14 protein-coding genes are annotated in these 19752 nt (G+C 45.6%); 1 reads left to right on the forward strand and 13 read right to left on the reverse strand.

Going from position 1 to position 19752, the window contains the following annotated elements:
• From ACO0KV_RS17755 to tssH, 12 genes are all read right to left on the reverse strand, one after another.
• The coding region (locus ACO0KV_RS17755; RefSeq protein ID WP_423044395.1) for a type VI secretion system Vgr family protein at positions 1–661 on the reverse strand (661 nt) is incomplete at its 3' end.
• Positions 662–707: 46 nt separating this feature from the next.
• A complete protein-coding gene (tssE, locus tag ACO0KV_RS17760) occupies positions 708–1277 on the reverse strand; it encodes a type VI secretion system baseplate subunit TssE (RefSeq protein WP_423044397.1) in 570 nt (189 codons plus the stop codon).
• Complete coding sequence (locus ACO0KV_RS17765) at positions 1274–2458, reverse strand: TagK domain-containing protein (protein WP_423044399.1); 1185 nt, start codon at positions 2456–2458, stop codon at positions 1274–1276. The genes tssE and ACO0KV_RS17765 overlap by 4 nt, the downstream gene beginning before the upstream one ends.
• Positions 2455–3309: a TagF domain-containing protein gene (locus tag ACO0KV_RS17770; protein ID WP_423044401.1), complete on the reverse strand. Its 855-nt coding sequence runs from the start codon at positions 3307–3309 to the stop codon at positions 2455–2457. Before ACO0KV_RS17770 ends, ACO0KV_RS17765 begins: the two co-directional genes overlap by 4 nt.
• 61 nt (positions 3310–3370) lie before the next feature.
• Positions 3371–7675: a type VI secretion system membrane subunit TssM gene (gene tssM / locus ACO0KV_RS17775; protein ID WP_423044403.1), complete on the reverse strand. Its 4305-nt coding sequence runs from the start codon at positions 7673–7675 to the stop codon at positions 3371–3373.
• A gap of 12 nt (positions 7676–7687) precedes the next feature.
• Positions 7688–9064, reverse strand: coding sequence for a type IVB secretion system protein IcmH/DotU (gene icmH, locus ACO0KV_RS17780; RefSeq protein ID WP_423044405.1), 1377 nt, complete (start codon positions 9062–9064; stop codon positions 7688–7690).
• Between the two features lie 199 nt (positions 9065–9263).
• Entirely contained in the window at positions 9264–10607 is a 1344-nt protein-coding gene (gene tssK / locus ACO0KV_RS17785) for a type VI secretion system baseplate subunit TssK (RefSeq protein ID WP_423044407.1), read from the reverse strand.
• 34 nt (positions 10608–10641) lie between these two features.
• Positions 10642–11181, reverse strand: a complete 540-nt coding sequence (gene tssJ, locus ACO0KV_RS17790) for a type VI secretion system lipoprotein TssJ (RefSeq protein WP_423044409.1) — start codon at positions 11179–11181, stop codon at positions 10642–10644.
• A gap of 146 nt (positions 11182–11327) precedes the next feature.
• Entirely contained in the window at positions 11328–11810 is a 483-nt protein-coding gene (locus tag ACO0KV_RS17795; RefSeq protein ID WP_423044411.1) for an Hcp family type VI secretion system effector, read from the reverse strand.
• Positions 11811–11842: 32 nt separating this feature from the next.
• Positions 11843–13342, reverse strand: a complete 1500-nt coding sequence (tssC, locus tag ACO0KV_RS17800) for a type VI secretion system contractile sheath large subunit (RefSeq protein WP_423044413.1) — start codon at positions 13340–13342, stop codon at positions 11843–11845.
• 29 nt (positions 13343–13371) lie between these two features.
• The gene (tssB, locus tag ACO0KV_RS17805; RefSeq protein ID WP_423044415.1) at positions 13372–13890 is read right to left on the reverse strand and encodes a type VI secretion system contractile sheath small subunit; all 519 of its coding nucleotides are present in this window, start codon (positions 13888–13890) and stop codon (positions 13372–13374) included.
• A 159-nt stretch (positions 13891–14049) separates the two neighbouring features.
• Positions 14050–16824: a type VI secretion system ATPase TssH gene (gene tssH / locus ACO0KV_RS17810; RefSeq protein ID WP_423044417.1), complete on the reverse strand. Its 2775-nt coding sequence runs from the start codon at positions 16822–16824 to the stop codon at positions 14050–14052.
• An 804-nt stretch (positions 16825–17628) separates the two neighbouring features.
• On the opposite strand from tssH, the gene xth reads away from it, so the two are divergent.
• Positions 17629–18393: an exodeoxyribonuclease III gene (gene xth / locus ACO0KV_RS17815; protein ID WP_423044419.1), complete on the forward strand. Its 765-nt coding sequence runs from the start codon at positions 17629–17631 to the stop codon at positions 18391–18393.
• Between the two features lie 18 nt (positions 18394–18411).
• Here the strand turns inward: xth and ACO0KV_RS17820 are convergent, their stop codons facing one another.
• Positions 18412–19644: a methyl-accepting chemotaxis protein gene (locus tag ACO0KV_RS17820; protein ID WP_423044421.1), complete on the reverse strand. Its 1233-nt coding sequence runs from the start codon at positions 19642–19644 to the stop codon at positions 18412–18414.
• Positions 19645–19752 lie beyond the last annotated feature (108 nt).

Genomic DNA, 19752 nt, shown 5'->3' on the forward strand with positions numbered 1-19752 from the left:
CGGTACGGAATGCGCCATTGAAATCGGAGAGGATTAACCGATGCACACCGTTGCTGTGCTCGAAGTGGTAGTTGATGCCCCACTCTTGCATTAAACGAGAGACAAACGCAAAATCGGTTTCGTTGTATTGAACGCAGTAATCCCGTACTGGGTACGTATCGATCAGGCGCTTGTCGACGACAAATGCATAGTCATTGAAGACAGCAAGGATGGTCTCAATGGGTGTTTGATTTTGGAAGACTTTGCAATCGCTGGTCAGTGTGGCGAGATGCAACCAAGGACGTAGAGTGAATTCGTAAATCGCATGGCGGCTATCAACACCGATGAAGCGTGCAGCGGTGACGAGGGCGGAGATTTCTCGTGTACCCGCACCGATGTGACCAGCACTACCACCGGGGAGACCAGGGATAAAAGAACCCATGCCTTCAAGTTCGATCGTGCAGGTGATTTCTTTGCCGATGACGCTATCGAGGTCAAGATCAGCACCAACGCCAACGCCAGTACCAGCACGATCCGATGTTTGCAGCGTCAGACGATAGTCGAATAGCTGGTTGATACCATCGGTGCCGACTAAGCGCAAAGGTGTCAAAGGCTTGCTGATATCAGACAAGGCAGGACCGCTGACACTTAAGGCACGCGGGTGGGTGAATAGGCCGTTCACGATGTGATTCCTTTGGTGGTCGTTATTACTGTCTTTTTTGTGGTATTCATTTCTGATGCCTGTGCTCTAATTCAACACGGTGAGTTTCTAAGTCGACGACACTTTGCACTGTGAATTCCATGGGGTACGGTTGCATTTGCACTAAACCCGAAATTTCAAACGTCAACACGTTGTATTGGGTTGTTGCTTGCTCCTTGAGTAAGGGACGCACGATCAATGTCTCCGCTAAGATTCTTGGCTCAAATACCTCAATGGCGTTACGAATCATCGACTCGATTTCATGCCATTTCTTTTCAGATAAATACCCACCAGCCAAGTGCGGAACACCAAAATTAGTGGTTGACTTTGCTACCTCTGAATAGCGATGAACATTAAATAAATCACTTTGATTCGTTGTATTGAGTAAAAACCCCAGATCGCGCTGCATAATCGCGCGCATCTGGGTACGATTTGGTGTGTAGGCATTTGAATGCTCACTTTGTTCGCTAGGAGCGTCGTCACACAAACGATCAAATAAGGTTGGCAAATAGCGAACCTCCTGGCGCTTCACTTCTGTGCGTTTTGAGGGCAACAACTGCTCTCCGGGGTGTCGCTGAATTTTTTCGACCTGACTCATTGCATCTCCCATTTTTCTGCATTAGCAAGTTTGCTAGTAACACTCAGGCTGTCCATATTGCTATCAATCGCCATGCTGTGATGTTCCAGACGCGTCAGATTAGGAATGCTGGATTGATTAATAGTTGACGCAATACCTTTCAATTCGTCTGGTGCAAACAGATGCGTCACACTATCGAACGATTCTGGTATCAAGATATTGGTTTCACCCAACTGATCAAAGTGAGCTAATAAGTCAGGTGTGGTCTCTTTACCTATTAATAACTCATGAATATCACCAGTACCGCCAAGATCACGTAAATGAGCAAATTCATCAGGACGACTGCGTTGATAATTCACCTGCTGCTCCTGCCAAGAATCAAGTTGTTCAGTATTCACAGCATAGGGGTTGCGTAATCGAGCCAAATAGCGCTGATACAATTGTTTGATAGGGTCATTCACCTCAGACGAACGATTCTTTTTTTCGATCAACTCTGACAGAGATTCTGACTCACTAATTACCGTCGGCAAGATCAGCGATAAGTCATCCGTATTTACATTTTGTAAAATTAATTCACTAAAATTAGTCTGCTCGTACTCTTGTGGTTGGATTTTTACGTTGAACATTGTGTCAACATGATGCAGATGAACTAACTCAGCCAAAGCTGCGGCACTTTCTTGCGCCGATTCTATTGTCACCAAAGATGTGACCTCTTGCATACTAGGCTCAAGGAGGCCTTCTGACATATTGATGTTGTCAACATCAGCACCGCAATGAGGATTAACCATCGTCAGATGTATTTGCGGGTCAGCAATGCCGAAAACGTGTTGTTGACTGGATAAAGTCTCGGCTAAAGAAATACGTAAATGGGTAAAACCAAATTCAATATCATCACCTTGTGACAGGTGCACAGATTGCCCTGTGGTTAAGAGCAGCTCATTGTGCAAACAGATCATTTCAGTACTGAAATTTGTCAGCCGCCACACACTCATCGTGGCTGAGTGGGCTAATTCAATTTTGCAAGCACGAGCCTGTTCTAACGCCACTTCATCCATATCAGGCAGTTCTTGTAATACTTCCGCCAGAGTGATACCGCCTTGTGCATCGGTCGGCCAATGCCAGACAAACTGTTGATATTGACCTATATGTTCCAGCACATGAATTTGCAAAGAATACAGATGTCGTTCCAAGTGCTGACTCATAAAGGATTTCTCCATAGTGAAAACAAGTTATCGCTGGCGTTGACGTAACCACCCTCCACGTCTTGCTGCCAAAACGCAGACAACGGTAGTTCCTCACGCAATAGACGTTGTGGCCAGTTCACCCAAGGTAAGCATGACACGCCACGCAGGCCATTCGCTGTATCCAAAAGTTGATCTGCTACGCTATGCCGCTCCATTAATGTAATCAGTGGTGCTGGGTTAGTCGTTTTGACGTCACCTCCCAGAAGTTGTATCCAACCCGGTTCAAATTGTTGCCATAGTTGATCGACTAGCGCGGCTAAAACGATTGCAGATAAATCAGCAGCGTGAACACGTGCCGCTACGCGAGCTATCCAAAACAGGAGATCTGCCTCAGGCTTGTTATCAGCGCTGAATGAGGAATTACCTCCCACCGATCGACTCTTCTTTTGCACTTGTGATTCCAACATTCTACGCATCCAATATGAACTGATTTTTTGATAGATAATCAGAGGGCAGTGACGACCAACGCTATCGTGCGAGGCGACGCAGACACCCTGTACAAAATGATTCGGAGAAAAATCCAGCGTACGAGGAAGTAATACAAACGATACTGGAACAAATTCCAAGTCCGGTTTGGTTACGGGCGCTTTTAGCTCTACCCATTGCTGTTTAGGTTTTACTGATCGCTGGACACGTGCAGCAGTGGTGCGGCGCAGCCAGACTTCGCTCACCCAACGTTGCCACGATTGCGCCTCGGCGGCGCTACAGCGATGCCGGACATAGTCACCTTGATTTGGCAATTTCCCCCAAATTGATGGAGGCCGCACTAACCACCGATTAATAACGCGTCGACGTAATTTATTAAACATAAACTTTTGGACTATTCAATAATCAATGTAATGTTCATATTTTTTGATTGGTTAGTAATCATCATGTAGTGGGGCAACTAAACCCTTTGAGAAAATTACCAGTCAATGGATTCACGGCACCAGTATCCAAACTGATATTCATGCGCCGCCCATCAAACTCAAACTCAACCTCAACTCGGCCGGCATTAGCACCCTGAGTCACTTTGCCGCGTTCAAGCAAACGCAACAATGCCCATGGTCCACGACTTGAAATAGTTGATGTATCCGGACGTAAGCGCGGTTGCACTGAAACCTCCGCCATAATGCCGCCCCGCGGTCCCGGCCAGCTTATTTGAAAAGGCTGTACCGGACCGTGCGAATAGCGCTGCACCTGCCCGTCAAAATCCAAAATTACTTCGGTAACGCTAGGATCCAGCGATTGCACGGTTGCTAAAAATTTCAATGCCATACGTTTAGCTTCGTGTTCGCGAAAAAAGACCTGGCGTATCTGTGCCATCTGATTGAATATTTCTGGATTAGGACCACTCTTAGCTAATAATTTCAACAGTTCACCAGTCAAGGTCGGTCCTGTTGCGGCAGATACGGATGCCTGGCCATTCGTCAGCGCATCTGAAGTCGCCATTAAATTCACACTATCCGGACTCTTATATCGCCATGGCCGAGTACTGGTATCAACCAAGGGGGCTAAGCTTTTTTTAAAAAACTCATCGGCAGGACTACCGGCAGCAAAAATAGAATTAAAGTCGTCGATACTCGCATCTTGCGTACTATCTGCAAAAGGGTAGCGGCCAGCAATACCTCGACGGCATGGTTCAGATACATATAAGGCCATTAGCCCCACTAATCGATCCATCTGCGACTGTGCCTGATTACGCAAAATAGCGGCAGCACCCAGCTCGACCTTACTGGCACCGCTATCACCTACGCCTAATAAAATCGCATGGAAAGGGGCAGGTAATTTGCCCGCTTCAATCTTAATTTTGTTGGCGACATCTACACCACTCGGCGGTAAATTGTTGGCGGCTAAAGCGGTGTCTGCGACCACGAGTACCGTGTAATATTCGTTCAGCAGACTACTGATGACTTCTAACTCCGGTTTGGCATTAACGCTTGGAAGACCATTGTCTCCCTGTCCAATAACAACTTCGCGCAAGGCAGCAAAACGATCATCGACCAATTCTCGTTCCATACGTTGTTCGGGACGCATGATGGTCTGCGGAATTTTTTTCTCCAATTGGTTCGTCGCTTTATCCATGAAGGATTTTTCGTTAGCATTGGTGTTCAGATTACGAGATAAGGTGGTTTGACGAACCAAGATACGCGACAATTTAACTAAGGGCGAATCTGCCGCAGCAAGACGACGTAAGACGTCTAATTCGAAACTGAGCGTACCGCCAGCAGAATTAGATTGCACTACGCGCAAATCCTCCAGAAATTCTGTCCAATATTGGGCGTACTCGCGCAGATACTGCCGGCGTATATCTTCTGCTACTGCAATGATTTCCGCACTGCCATCATCGTTTTTCAAGGTACCTTTGGTTTGGGTTTTGCCATTCGTCCCCATCAACCAACGGTCATCTAAAAATGCAATCTGAATGAGTTCAGGTAAACGTTGCGAGAAGACATCATGGTATCCCTCATAGGTAAAGATGCCTGGTACACCTTTTTCGAGGGAATTACCCGAGGCTCGGGCGAATAAAGTCCCAGCCTGAGGACCAAGCGCACGAACAAGCGTGAAATCCTGGGGCACATCATTCATCATCGCCGCTTTCGCGCGGTCATACAAACGTTGACTACTAAGACGGGAATCAAGAAAGCCACGAACTTCACGCACCAGACTAACGTTGATACCCGTATCAGCCTGCACTACACGCCGACCAGAGAACATGTCATTGAGGTAGCTAATCATCGCCGCTGAATTATCAAACGACAAAGACAAATTAGGGGGAGGCAACTCAGCTAACATCACGCTCAATAGCTTTTCTTTTGAGGTATCAATTCCTTGATCAATGTTTTGGTCACTGACAAGATCACTAGTTTTTTTATCGCCACTTTGCCAATCGTGCAATACCCAATTGTGCAATTCTTTTGCTGCGCTTGGCGTCTCATTAAATTTTTTCAAATCATGCAACAGTAGGTAAGCGCGGAGTGTTGTCGCTGCTTTCTGCGTGTCGTTGTCGCGCACTGCTGTGCGCATCACATATTCCATACGTTCAATAATGACAGGCAAAATTACTCTATCTTGCAACTGTCCATACGCAACTTCAGCACCTTGTTGAATAGCTTCTCCGGTATATAAGCCAAATTGATAGCTGGATGGTGGGTCATTCAAATCTAACCCAACCAGAGTAGGTAAAGTTTGTGCGGAGCCAAGTACAGCAGTAACTTCGCTATTCTTTAAATTACCGTACATCCGGCTGACTTCGATGGTAAGTGACTTTGTCTTTGTGGCGACCTCATTAAGATAATTTTGATTATTTTTATGGCTTAACAATAATCCAGAAGCCATCCCAAAAAATACTAGTAATACAATGGAATGTCCCAGCAGACGCAACAAGCGATAACGTGCCTCCCAGCGCATATTGGGCTTCACCAAATTAGCTTCTGGAAAAATCACTTTGATAAGCGCATCGGTCACAAAATAACTACGAGTACTTATTGGCGCACTTGGCATATTCCCCGGGCGACCACACATCAATTTCTTGATTTTATTGACCTCGGCATGCAAACGAGCTATTACTGAACTCTTGTCAGCGGTAGCATTTAGATCGTCATACTGCATCGCACTGGTGAAATAAACGCCGCGTAATGCATGGCGCATTTGCGTCGTGTCATATCGAGAATCAACAAAAACGGCTTCCAGTAGTTGCGCCAAAGCAGGAACTAATGCTTTCAGTTCATGCGGTAACAAATACAAGGACTGACGTCTATCCTCATCAAATTCTTCTTGTAAGCGAATAGCAACGCCATCGCTGATCCGTTGCTGCAAGGCGTTCATTTCATGAGAAATCTGCCTTGCTAATGGCCAATCGGCTTGCGTCGATGATTCTTGGTCAGATCCAGCGGCATCTGACACTGCCATGGTCGCTGTTGCACGTTGACTGAGTTTATTTGACTTTGCACGTTTTCCAGTCAGACTTTTATTGTCGTGCAACCAAGGCAAAGTAAAACCCCACACCTGCGCACGTCCTTCGCTGGTCAGGCTAGAGAAATAATCGACAAAGCCCCGCAAGCGATCGGTTTTGGTCAGCATCACATACACCGGAAAGCGAATTCCAAGATGCTGGCGCAATTCCTCTAATCGATGACGTAATTGCGCGGCTTGAATCAGTAGTTGACTCGCGTCTGTCGACAACAATTCGCTGACATCGATAGTCAACAATGCGCCGTTAATTGGAGCTCGGGAACGTACTTGACGCAGCACGCCCAAAAACCCTAACCACTCGGCGTGATTAAACTCTTCCTTAGCTACCTCAACCATGGCTACAGACTTAGGCATGGCATTAGTCATGCCCGCTTCAGCGTTCGCCTCGTCGACATTAGCTGTGGTGACCTTAATGGTATTTTTTTGGAAGATGTCTGATGTGGTATAGCGCCCTGCGGTGTCAACCAACACCGCATCATTGGTAAACCACCAAGTACAGTTCTGGGTACCCGTATCCTGAGACAAAGTCAAATGGGCACTGGCTATCCCCATTTGATCAGCAACCGGAAACTTCAGACCTGAATTCATCAACATCGATGTTTTACCAGCCCCTGAGTTACCAATTAAGACATACCAAGGCAATTCATATAAATACCGTTTCCCTTCCAATAAACGACGTAGACCAGCAATGACAGAGCCCGTCCCACCAGCTACAGACAGGTGCATTTGCTTTAATTGACTAATAGCATTGCGCGCTTTTTCACCAATAGCACGAATATCTTCTTTTGCTAATGCTTGTGGTTTATTTTTATTCCGGTCAAATAGTTTTTTAGCAAATGCCTCATCATTGCGGATTAGATTCCAAAGGACATAAATAGCCCAAATGGCGAAGATCAAAACAATCAAGCTGATGACGACTACCCTCGCCCATACCAACTCAAATGGCCGGACTCCAGCAAATGCCACCAACGGTGACGCATGCCAGACCAATAAACACAAGGCAGTCACACCAATCGCACTGAGATTCCACTCCAATAACCAGAAGATCACCAGCATCAGCATGAGTACGATGAAAGTCACTCTGACAATGATGCTGGCAAGTGGCCGCAACTCATTGAAACTCAACAAGGGCCCGACAAACCAAATCACCAATGAAACTAAGGTTAAAGCGGTGAACGCCAATATCGAACGCACTACGGGAGATTTAAAAAATTCTAGCATTGTTGGCTTCCGTTATTGATTTGCGTGAGTAACAGATGGCGCTGCGTGGCTGGCAGCGCTGGATTGCACGTGGTTAGCGGGATTAGTGAAATACAAGACGTCAAGTTCGACGCGCCGATTAGCACTGCGGTTATTCACATCACCGTTCACAGGTTGTGTATCTCCCATACCTAGAGCATCAATGCGGTCAGGCACGACACCACTTTTTTGCAATTGTTCCGCTACTTTTTTCGCACGCGCCAATGATAATTGTTGATTATTAGCGAACTCAGCGGTCTTAATTGGCTGGTTATCGGTGTGCCCGACCACACGCACCTTGCCATTGATTACACTCAAGGCTTGCCCTACTTTGTCGATGAGTGTTAAGGTGGTTTTACTCATGATCGTCAGTCCGACAAACATACCATCACCTTTAAATACGACCACGCCATGTTTGTCGTCTTCATCTACCTGAACCAAACCAGCGCTGATTTCTTCAGACAATAAATGCGATAATTTTAAAGGTGGCGCGGTAGGTTTTGGCGGCGGTCTTAATTTGGAAAGCGCCGCGATTTGAAGCTGAACACTCTCTTGCTGGACAAGTAGTTGATACTTAAACCAGCTAAACATCGCGAACAATATTAAGCCCAATATACATGCCGATACCCATACTGGAATAGCGCGTAAAATTTTAAACGTTCCTTTTCCTACACCTTGCCAATGAGGTGACAATTCACGCGCCACTGGCTGTTTACAACTACCTACCAATGTAAATATGCGATGACGTATGGTCTCTAAATCACGTCCTCCGTTTGATTTACTCCGATATTCGCCTTTAAAGCCTAAACACAGAATATGATGAATAATTTCGAGTACTTGAATATGTTCTTCCGCAGCATTGGCCAGACGACCAATCAGTAAAAATACCGTATTCCCACCTTCGCTTTCTCCATGAAAATGGTTGAGCAATGCCATCGTCGTCCAGGCACCGGTCGCATCTTTAGACCCGCCACCCCATGATCGCTGATTGACAGCCTCATCTAGGGCAGTACATAAACAATAACGAACAGCCAGCATATGATCACGTCGCAAATTCGCCTTATCGCATAATCGTACAAATTCATATATTTCTAATCGGAGCAATTGATTAAAGTTATGTACCTCGACGGCATCTAACTCTTTAGGAATTTCAGCCAAACAGCGTAGTAAAACGTGCGCAGCTTCTAAAAATGGATTCGCTCCTTTATCACGAATGGCGATAATCGCCATTAAACGCTCTTCGTGGTTAGGACCAGAAGCGACGGAAAAGCGAGCCTCTTTAGGCGCGCCGGATTCTTCACCATTAGTGAAGTTCGAACTCCGCTTTTTGGTGCCATTTTCTTGTTCGCTATATTGTTCTTGTTCATCCATAAAGGTTTAACTTTCGAGCTAAATTTAAGGCAATAGTTATGAAGATAGAGCTTTAATTGAACTCAATTTCGAATATCTATGAAAATGCTTGTCATGCGTGCTTGGTTTGTATTCAGAAAAATATACGAAATTGTCACAACGAAAAAAGCTTCACACTTGCAAGTAATTATTCCTAACCACCTGAATTTCTTTTTAACCTTCAACGTATCCCCCACAATTCCATACGTAAATTGGGGAACGTAGTGGCTACATGCAAACCAATACCACCATGTTTGCGTAAATGTTCCCAATGTGTTCCTTGCGGCTCAACTTGAAAATAGACAAAGCCAGAATTAAACGGAATTTGTCTTGGTGGTACAGGGAGCACACGCAAAGTAATTCCGGGTAAGTGCATGCGTACTAATTCGGGCAGTCGATCGGACGCCGCGAGTTTGGTGTGTGCAACAAAATTTTGTGCCAATTGGTCCGCTGGCACGCTCGCGGATACAGCCAAGACCAGACTCGAAAATGCCTGTAAATCGACAGGATCAACGCTGGCCAGATACATACCAAAAGCTTTTTCTGTCATTTCTAAACTTTGGGCACTGCGCACCAATAAGTTATTGAGCAGTTCGCGCGTATCATCAACCAGAGGCTTAAATATGTCATAGGGACGAACATGATCGTAGTCAGGGAACTTGTTTGGACGCCGATGTTGAGTACGGATATAGGTCGATAATTCACCATTGAGACTACGCAGTAGTGAATAAATTATTTCTGGATTTGTTTCTTTAACTTTGAGCAAATGCGCTAATACCGGCTCGTATCGATTCAGAATTTGTAACAACAAAAAATCACTTACCTCGGCCGACTGTGTCGCGCCGGAACCTGCACTACCGGATAATCGTTGCGCCAAAGACTCAGCGCGCTGATAGGCGATGCCATGAATTTGCGAAACCCATTGAATCAACAATTCGCTGGCGCCATAACGATTCACAGGTGGGATCAAGGTAGCAGCCAACTCGGCGCCGCCATCCGAATGTAAGGTAGTGAGCTTTGCCAACGGCAAGCCTATCCACGCGCTAGTCATTTCTTTCGCAGGTATCACAGCCAGACGTAATCGACTCAATTGCACCGGCTTATTACCTTGCCCAATGGAATTAGCATCACGCAGTTCCACGTCAAAAACGCCAAAACGTGCCATCGATTTACTAGCTGTTTCAAAAGTCGTTTCTTCACTATTCGGCGTACGGATCGGCAACGCCAGATACAAGATCTGTTCCAGATGTTCTGGCAACAATGTCAGTGGCGCTGGCGATTGAGAATCGCCGGGGATATCAAACGGTGTGCCATCTTGGAAAATACCGCTAGCACGCGCCAACACCAACTTGCCCAAATTGAGAGACTCATCATCAATAGAAAAATGTCTAAATCCCCAAAAAAATGGCGACAAAGGGGCGCTGCGCTTATGGGCATAATTTTCTAAATAGCGTTCTTGCTGCTGGAATAATTGAGGACGTAAAAATAAGCCCTCGCTCCATGTTACTTTGTTAGTCCAAGTCATTGTACTTCCTGTATCAAGTCGGAATTGTGCTTTGTTATTTATCTTCGATTATCACAATACCCTGGGCTTGCAGCTGAATTCTCAGGGTGGATTTATTAGCAGGAATAGCAAAGCGAAACCACCCCACTTCTGGCGCTGGCGGCAGCTTATAAACGACTCGCCAGATACTGTTCGGCAAATCCCGATAACCTGCCAGTATTCCTATCGCAGTAGTTTGAGGGTTGCTTTTACGTTCAATTTTTTGCACCTCGGAAGGCCGTAATATGTACTCATCTTTAGCTAGTAGGTCGCTCACTAATGTGATTTTTTCGTTATTATCCAAAGTAAAATAGTCAGCATCTGCGAACGTCGCACTGTCTTTCAGTTCATAGATACGAACCTTAATCGGAGCAGCGTGTTGTACAGAGTCGGGATTAACATTGGCATCAGCGCTAATCGTTAACGCCAACTTTGTTGATTCTTTATCTTGTTGCGCCAGACTTGATAGTGTGAACAGAGAACAAATCATTGCCGTCAAGCACTTTAGAAAACAAGAGCTAAACCTTTCGCCAATACGTAAGAGTGTGTCTGACATTTTCTTTCCTATACGTTACTGAGCCACATTCGCCGTGACGACTGATATTCCAAACTACGTCGATCAGGCAGCGAAACCCGACTACCCTAGCTCGCAATACTGAAGGTGAAATCTCTCACTTTCAGTACTACGAGTAATGATCAATCTCAGGCTTCTTTATTAAGTTTGATATCAAAGCCAGCGGTCACAGCACCACCTGAACCACCTTGTTGATTTTGGACGGTGTATTCTTGTTTGATCTTGGCAAAAGACAATCCGACTTCTTCTTGTATGCTTTCTGATTTGGAATCACCAGTAGGATTGACGCTAGTGATAAGTACGTCCGTCATCGTGATTTTTAAGTATTCCAGCGGATTGCCACCAGATTTACGCACAACTAGTTTGGCTTCAGGAATGTGTTTTCCTGTCATACAGAATTTCATCAGATTTGGACTAGAACGATCAATATTATGAATAAATGTCAGATCCTTTACCGTCGCTTTACCTGAGCCACCACCCGAACCGGTATGCATGTTTGATTCTTGTAATACCTGCCACTGCCAGCTCAATACTTCGATTTCATTTTTGTGGGCTGAATCCAGACTTTCGCCGTCAATACCATTAATTTTTAAAAAAATATCTTGTGCCATTTAAATCTCCTAAAAAAAGTAAATACTGCTTTTTATGCTGCTGCTTTGACAGACGGCAACTTAGCCACTAAGCGTAAGCTGACGGTCAAACCTTCTAACTGGAAATGTGGACGCAAGAAAAACTTTGCGTTGTAATATCCAGGATTTCCTTCGACGTCTTCCACGATGACTTCTGCGGCGGCAAGAGGACGACGTGCTTTAGTTTCTTGACTAGAATTGACCGGATCGGCATCGACATAATTCATAATCCATTCATTGAGCCAACGCTGCATATCTTCGCGTTCTTTGAACGCACCAATCTTGTCGCGAACGATAGATTTCAAATAGTGTGCAAATCTGGTGCTTGCAAATAAATACGACAAACGTGCGGACAAATTAGCATTTGCGGTAGCATCGGGATCCATGTATTCCTGAGGTTTTTGCAAAGATTGCGCACCGATAAAGGTGGCATGATCGGTGCCTTTGCGATGCACGAGAGGAATAAATCCGGCGCGTGCCAACTCGGCTTCACGGCGATCAGAAATAGCGATTTCGGTTGGGCATTTCATGTCAAAACCACCGTCATCCGTTGGGAAGGTATGGCAAGGCAGATTTTCCACTGTCCCGCCGGACTCAACGCCACGGATCATCGTGCACCAGCCATAGAGCTTGAAACTACGATTGATATTGACTGCCATCGCATAAGCGGCATTATTCCAGACGTAGTTGCGATGATCTGCACCCTCTGTTTCTTCTTCAAAATCGAATTCGTCCACGGGATTCGTTTTTGCGCCGTAAGGTAATCGAGCCAAGAAACGCGGCATCGCCAAACCGACGTAGCGAGCATCTTCGGTATCACGCAGACTGTTCCAGGCAGCGTGTTCCAGATTGCCGGTAATTTTTGCGAGATCACGTGGATTAGCCAGTTCCTGCCAAGAATCCATTTGCAATGTTGAAGGAGCAGCTCCAGCAATGAACGGTGCATGAGCGGCAGCAGAAACTTTTGCCATCGCACCTAACAATTCGACATCAGGTGGATTATGATCAAAGTAATAGTCTGCGACTAAACATCCATATGGTTCACCGCCTAATTGTCCATATTCTTCCTCATACAGACGTTTAAATAATGGGCTTTGGTCCCACGCGACACCTTTATAACGACGCATCGTTCTGCGTAGTTCAGATTTACTCATATCCATGAAACGGATTTTGAGCATCTCATCAGTTTCGGTATTGGAAACCAGATGATCCAGTCCGCGCCAAGCGGATTCAAGCTGCTGAAAATCAGGGTGGTGCATGATCAGGTTGATTTGCTTGGACAGTTTTTGATCCAACTCTGAAATAATTGCCTCAATACTGTCATAAGCATCATCGCTCATTGTGACTGTATTGATTAAGGCTTGTTCCGCCAATGTGCGCACGGCAGCGACAACGGCATCACGTTGTTCATCACCTTTAGGTTTAAATTCACGATCAAGTAATTGTTCAAACGCGCTTGGGTCAGAAAATTGTGACGTGTCGCGGTTTATTGCATTGTCTGTTTGAATGGTCATGGAAATTCCTTTCTATCTTCTTAATTCGATCAGGCCTCTGTTTCCTCGGAAGCGGGCTTTGGCATAGAGTTGAGTGATTTCATCAAACTAGGATCGCTCAATAATTTGCGGACTACTCCTTCTGCGCCGGATTTACCGTCCATATAGGTTTGTAGATTGGCGAGTTGAGTGCGAGCATCTAAAAGCTGCTTTAAAGCGTCAACTTTTGTAGCAACCGCTGCAGGAGAAAAATCGTCCATACTTTCGAAGGTAATATCGACCATGACATGACCTTTACCAGTGAGCGTATTGGCTACACTAAATGCAACACGAGGAGCGATGGCTTTCATGCGCTCATCGAAGTTATCAACATCGATTTCTAAAAATTTACGCTCCGATACGTCTGGCGCAGGCTGTATAGGCTTTCCGCCCACGTCAGCCAACACGCCCATGACAAAAGGCAACTCCACTTTTTTTTCACTGCCGTAAATTTCAACGTCGTATTCGATTTGAACCCGCGGGGCCCGGTTGCGGGCGATAAATTTTTGACTGCTGTTGTTGGCACTCATAAAAACTCCTTTGACTGAGACAGATTAAATTTAATGAACGAAAGCTATTGAATTTATGGTCTGTACTGATACCAATAGCGATACCATTACCGACAGACACGAAAACCATAAATTGAACGCATTTCTATTTTTTACTTCTTTCACTGTAAATCGCACCTCCTACTTGTACACGGTGGTTAGATAGAGATTGGCTTTGCTATCAATGCGTGTCAGGTTCAAGTCGACATCAGATTCGGGATCGCTCTCATGATGTTGAACGCTAAGATGAATGTTCGAGATAGGCTGTCTGTCTTGGCTAGCTTGCAGCCACAACTGCGCCAAATGGCTGAGCAAATGCTGCTCAATGTAGTGATTAATATGCCGAGCGCCAGTATTGTGCGCTCCACAACGATGCACAATTCCTTCGACGGCAGCAGCGTCATAAGTCAATAAAATATCGTGCTGTTCAAGCATGCGAACAACTACTTTTTTCAATGCCAATTGAACGATTAGCGCCAAATCAGATTGAGATAAAGGTGAATACGGAATCATTTTAAGACGACCCAAAAATGCAACTGGAAATAGTCTCTGCAGTTCGTCTTGCAACGCCTGAACTAAGGTCTCAGACGATGGGCGTTTTCCGTCATCTTCACAAAGATCGATGATAAGATCTGATCCAACGTTACTAGTCAGTAAAATGACAGTATTTTTAAAATCAATGACCCTACCCTCACCATCTTCCATCCAACCTTTATCAAACACCTGAAAAAATAACTCGTGCACATCAGGATGCGCTTTTTCGATTTCATCCAATAAGACGACGCTATACGGTCTGCGTCTAACAGCTTCGGTTAATACACCACCCTCTCCATAGCCGACATAACCCGGTGGCGATCCCTTCAGGCTAGAAACCGTGTGCGCTTCCTGATACTCACTCATATTGATGGCAATGAGATTGTGCTCTCCACCATAAACAGCATGGGCCAACGCCAACGCTGTTTCGGTTTTTCCGACGCCTGATGGGCCCACTAACAGAAAACATCCTACTGGTTTATTCGGATCACTCAGACGCGCGCGTGCAGTTTTAATTCGTTCAGTAATTTGAGCAATAGCAGCACTCTGCCCCACCACTCTCTTTTCTAATTGCGCAGCCAAACCCATGACCGCACTCACTTCATCACGCACCATTCGACCGACCGGAATACCAGTCCAATCAGCGATAATCGCAGCAATGACAGATTCATCAACCTGTGCGTAAACACTGGCATCTTCAGATTGAAAACGAGCTAATTCACTAATGGCTAAAGACAGTTGTTCTCTATCTTCATTATCTGTAAGATGACTTTTAATGAACGCGCTTTGACGATAGAATGATTCGTTTTCAGCATCTAACTTGACGGTTTCATCGTCGGCCAAAAGCGCTTCACGTCTCTGCATTAATTTCTGAACTAAGGCTAATTCTTCCAGCCACTGTTTTTCTTTTTCATTTAGCTGGGTTTCTATTTCAGTCTTTTTTTGTACAATTGATTCAATGGCACCATGGTTTGAATGACCCATTTGTACTTCGCGCTTGATCAATGCATATTCGGAACACAAGGCAAGGTGTTGTTCGCGCAATTGAGCAACCACTGATGGTGGCGTGTGCAAGGACATCGCGACCCGTGCGCATGCGGTATCGAGCAAGCTGATTGCTTTATCTGGCAACTGCCGGGACGGCATGTACCGGTGAGAAAGAGTGACGGCAGCACATACTGCCTCGTCTAAAATTTCTACCTTGTGGTGCCCCATGAACGTTGGCACCAAACCACGGACCATCTCAATTGCTTGGGATACTTCAGGCTCTTTGATTTGCAATACTTGAAAACGACGAGTAAGTGCTGGGTCTTTTTCAATATATTTTTTATATTCGCTCCAGGTAGTAGCGCCTATGGTTCGTAGATTTCCACGAGCAAGAGCAGGCTTAAGCAAATTGGCAGCATCACCCGTTCCAGCTTGCCCACCCGCGCCAACCAAAGTATGAATTTCGTCGACGAACAGAATGATAGGCTGCGTTGTATTGTCTGCTTCCTTGAGGACGGATTTCAACCGTGATTCAAATTCACCGCGCATACTTGCGCCTGCAATCAAAGCACCCACATCCAAACTGAGCAAACGAACCGACAACAGCGGCGGCGGCACCTTACCTGCCGCAATCGCGCAAGCTAATCCTTCCACGACAGCGGTCTTACCGACGCCTGCTTCACCGGTTAATAAGGGATTATTTTGCCGACGTCGTAGCAAAATATCGGTCATCGTGCGGATTTCGTACTCACGCCCTACCACAGGATCAATTTTCCCGTTGCGGGCTAATGCAGTCAGATCCGTGCAATACTTACTCAATGCAGATTGTTGCCTGGCTTCATTTTCCAAAAGAACGTTACTCGCGTCTCCCGGTGTCGCATCCGCCAAATCAGAATCGTCTTGAGGAGGATCATTGTTTTCGCATGAACGACGTAATACGGAGGATAGCTCTTCAGCATTCACCGGAGTAACTATTCGTTGAAATTGGCTAGAAATAGAAAACAAGACTTTGCGTAAATCCGTCTGCTCTAGCATAGCAACTAACAGCCATGCACTACGGATACGGCTATCAGCCATCGTCAGGCTTGCAAGAATCCAAGCACGCTCCGTCGCTGACTCTATGAATCTTGAGAAATCATTGATGCTACTTGCGCCATTTGGCAATGCCGCAAGTGATGCGATCAAATCTTTCTCGAATTGTTCTGCATCGAGATTCCAGTATGAAATCAGAGAATGTAAATCTGTATTGGGTACTTGCCATAATTGGTGTAACCAATGTACGGTTTCAATATAAGGATTGCCACGCAACTTAGCAAACGCAGCTGCAGATTCTAATGCTCGAAATGGCACCAATCCTAATTTGCCAAATAGAACTCGTCGTGAAATTAACGTCAAGGGGATCTCTCAATTTTAAGTATTTTTAATTTCAATAAACCGCATTAAGAGCTGCAGAACATCTTTCGGGCATACAAAAGAATTTGTCTGAATAGACATTCTTTTCGCGAACGATTTCAGCGACAATTCTGCAGTAGCGCTTAAAGTCTGGGCTGTGCTTTGACACTGCGTCTTCAAACACAACTTACCCATTTAAACTTGCTCAGCATTGGCTTTCGGCATCAGTTTTTCTTTGAATTTTCTGATTTACTTTTGACTAGCTCTTTGGGGTGCAGTCACACAAGTGAGAAAGCAACTAAAAGACAGGTTTCGTATAAACATCGTCCAGGAGTAACTACAAATTTTTAGACGGTGACGAAGCCAAAAAGAAAACAAGTGATTCATTAGTTCTATATCTTTGCAATTCGAGAAAATCATCGTATCACTCAAAAAATATCTAAAAAACATCTCTTTGTTACAACATATTTCTTCGATATAAATGCGCAAATATAGATGTTTTTCTTTCAGAAAACTTTCTGCGTTCATTTACAATGAAAGCAAAATCACGTTAATTCCCGCTTATCATTGACAGAGTTTGTACTCGCTATGTGACAATGATTAGCGTCAGTTTGAGATCTTAGTTTTCGAATTGCTCTCTATAGCATTCTCGCTTTGGGAATCGACCAAGTAGTCAATTTTTACGTCGTATAATAGACGTCTGGGGTGAACAAAAAAAATGCCACTAACTTGTGCCACTAAAATTTTAAATGGCATCAATGTCGATATAACTCCTTTACAAATACTTACTAATCCGAGAGAAAAAATATGAAAATCACGACCTGGAACGTTAACTCTTTAAAAGTGCGCTTGCCGCAAGTACTCAAGTGGCTGGAGACGAATCCGGTAGATGTGTTGTGTATTCAGGAAACCAAACTCACGGATGATAAATTTCCACAAGCAGAGATTGAGGCGGCGGGATATCACGTTGCTTTTACCGGACAAAAGACCTACAACGGCGTGGCGATTTTATCTAAGCATCCAATGACTGAAGTGCAGAAAAATAACCCTCAATTTGAAGATGAACAGCAACGTATTATTGCGGCGACGATCAATGGTATGCGGATTATTTGTGCGTATGTACCGAATGGTCAGGCGCCGGATTCGGATAAGTTTCAGTACAAACTCAAATGGCTGGCATCGCTCAATAACTGGGTGCAGGAAGAATTGCAACGTTACCCAGAACTGGCTATTCTCGGCGATTACAATATCGCACCTGAGGACCGGGATGTGCACGATCCCGCCGCTTGGGTTGGCATGAATCTGGTATCACCAGAAGAGCGTGCGGGCTTGCAAGCTTTACTGGACTTGGGATTGACAGATAGTTTCCGCTTGTTTGAGCAAGCGGAAAAATCATTCAGCTGGTGGGATTATCGTGCGCTTGGTTTCCGTTTGAACAAAGGCGTTCGGATTGATCATATCTTGTTATCTGCGCCACTCACGCAACGTTGCAGTTCCTGCGCGATAGATAGAGTGCCTCGCAAATGGGAGCAGCCGTCCGATCATGCGCCGGTGACTGCTACCTTGGACTAATCAACGCAAGCGGCAGGACTACTCATCATAAGTGAGGCTGGGAGCTGTGGATTGACGTTTGGCGCTTACCCTATTAGCAGCGGCAATGCGCGGCGATGCATGGCTTTGCTCCATACGGAAAGCAGACATCGCTGTTTTTAGGAAATTGGCCTGTTCTTCTAGAGAACCCGCCGCCGCAGCAGCCTGTTCGACAAGCGCAGCATTTTGTTGGGTCGCTTCATCCATATGTGCTAAGGCCACGTTGACTTGCTGAATGCCATCGCTTTGCTCGGCGGATGCAGAGGTGATTTCATTGATGATAGAGGCGACCTGATCTACCGCTGCAACGATGCGTGTCATTGCCGCACCAGCCTTGTCGACTAGCTCAGATCCCTCGTTCACTTTGGCGACAGAGTCCTCAATCAGACTTTTAATCTCTTGTGCAGCAGCGGCGCTACGTTGTGCCAGAGTACGTACTTCACTTGCCACCACAGCAAACCCGCGCCCTTGCTCGCCGGCGCGCGCAGCCTCAACGGCGGCATTTAACGCTAGGATATTGGTCTGAAAAGCGATGCCTTCTATGACGCTGATGATATCGACAATTTTGCGCGAGCTATCAGAAATTCCCTGCATGGTAGTGACCACTTTATTGACCACCTCTCCACCTTGAGTTGCGACGTCGGATGCATTCAAGGCCATCTTGTTGGCCTCGCGGGCATTCTCAGCATTATTTTTAACCGCATCGGTCAACTCTTCCATACTGGCAGAAGTTTGCTCTAGTGACGACGCCTGCTGCTCTGTACGACCCGACAAATCCATATTACCAGTCGCAATTTCACTCGCGCCAAGAGTAATGGAATCCGTTGCCTTCCGCACATCTACGACCATCACCCGCAATTGTTCTAAAAAGCGATTAAAGGCCTGTGCCGTTTGCGCGACTTCATCTTCACCTTCGACTTCAATGTGACGGCTCAGGTCGCCCCCACCAGCGGCGATATCTGACATGGCATCACATACACGTTGCAATCCCGAGAGCATATGACCGACCAACCAGATCGACGTCGGAATAATTACCAGCAACAATACCGCCATTACAACAGCAGAGATCATCAACAACTGATCTAACGAGGCCAATGCTTTGTTTTTGTTAACCGCCAAAGCCATATACATATCGGAGCCAGTGACCTGCTGCAAAAAGAGGAAGCTCGCTTTGCCATCAATCACCGTTTCAATGGGATCAGTATTTTTTGCCAGACTAGGGCGTGTTGACATATAAAAAGCTGTTAACTTTTCCCGAAGTGTGTTTACATTCTAGATTTTAAAGAATGAAACGATGCTGCGACTGATGTTGAGAGATGATCAATGGGAACGAATTGCGCC

Source organism: Undibacterium sp. RuRC25W (assembly GCF_049339825.1).
Classification (GTDB): domain Bacteria; phylum Pseudomonadota; class Gammaproteobacteria; order Burkholderiales; family Burkholderiaceae_D; genus Undibacterium.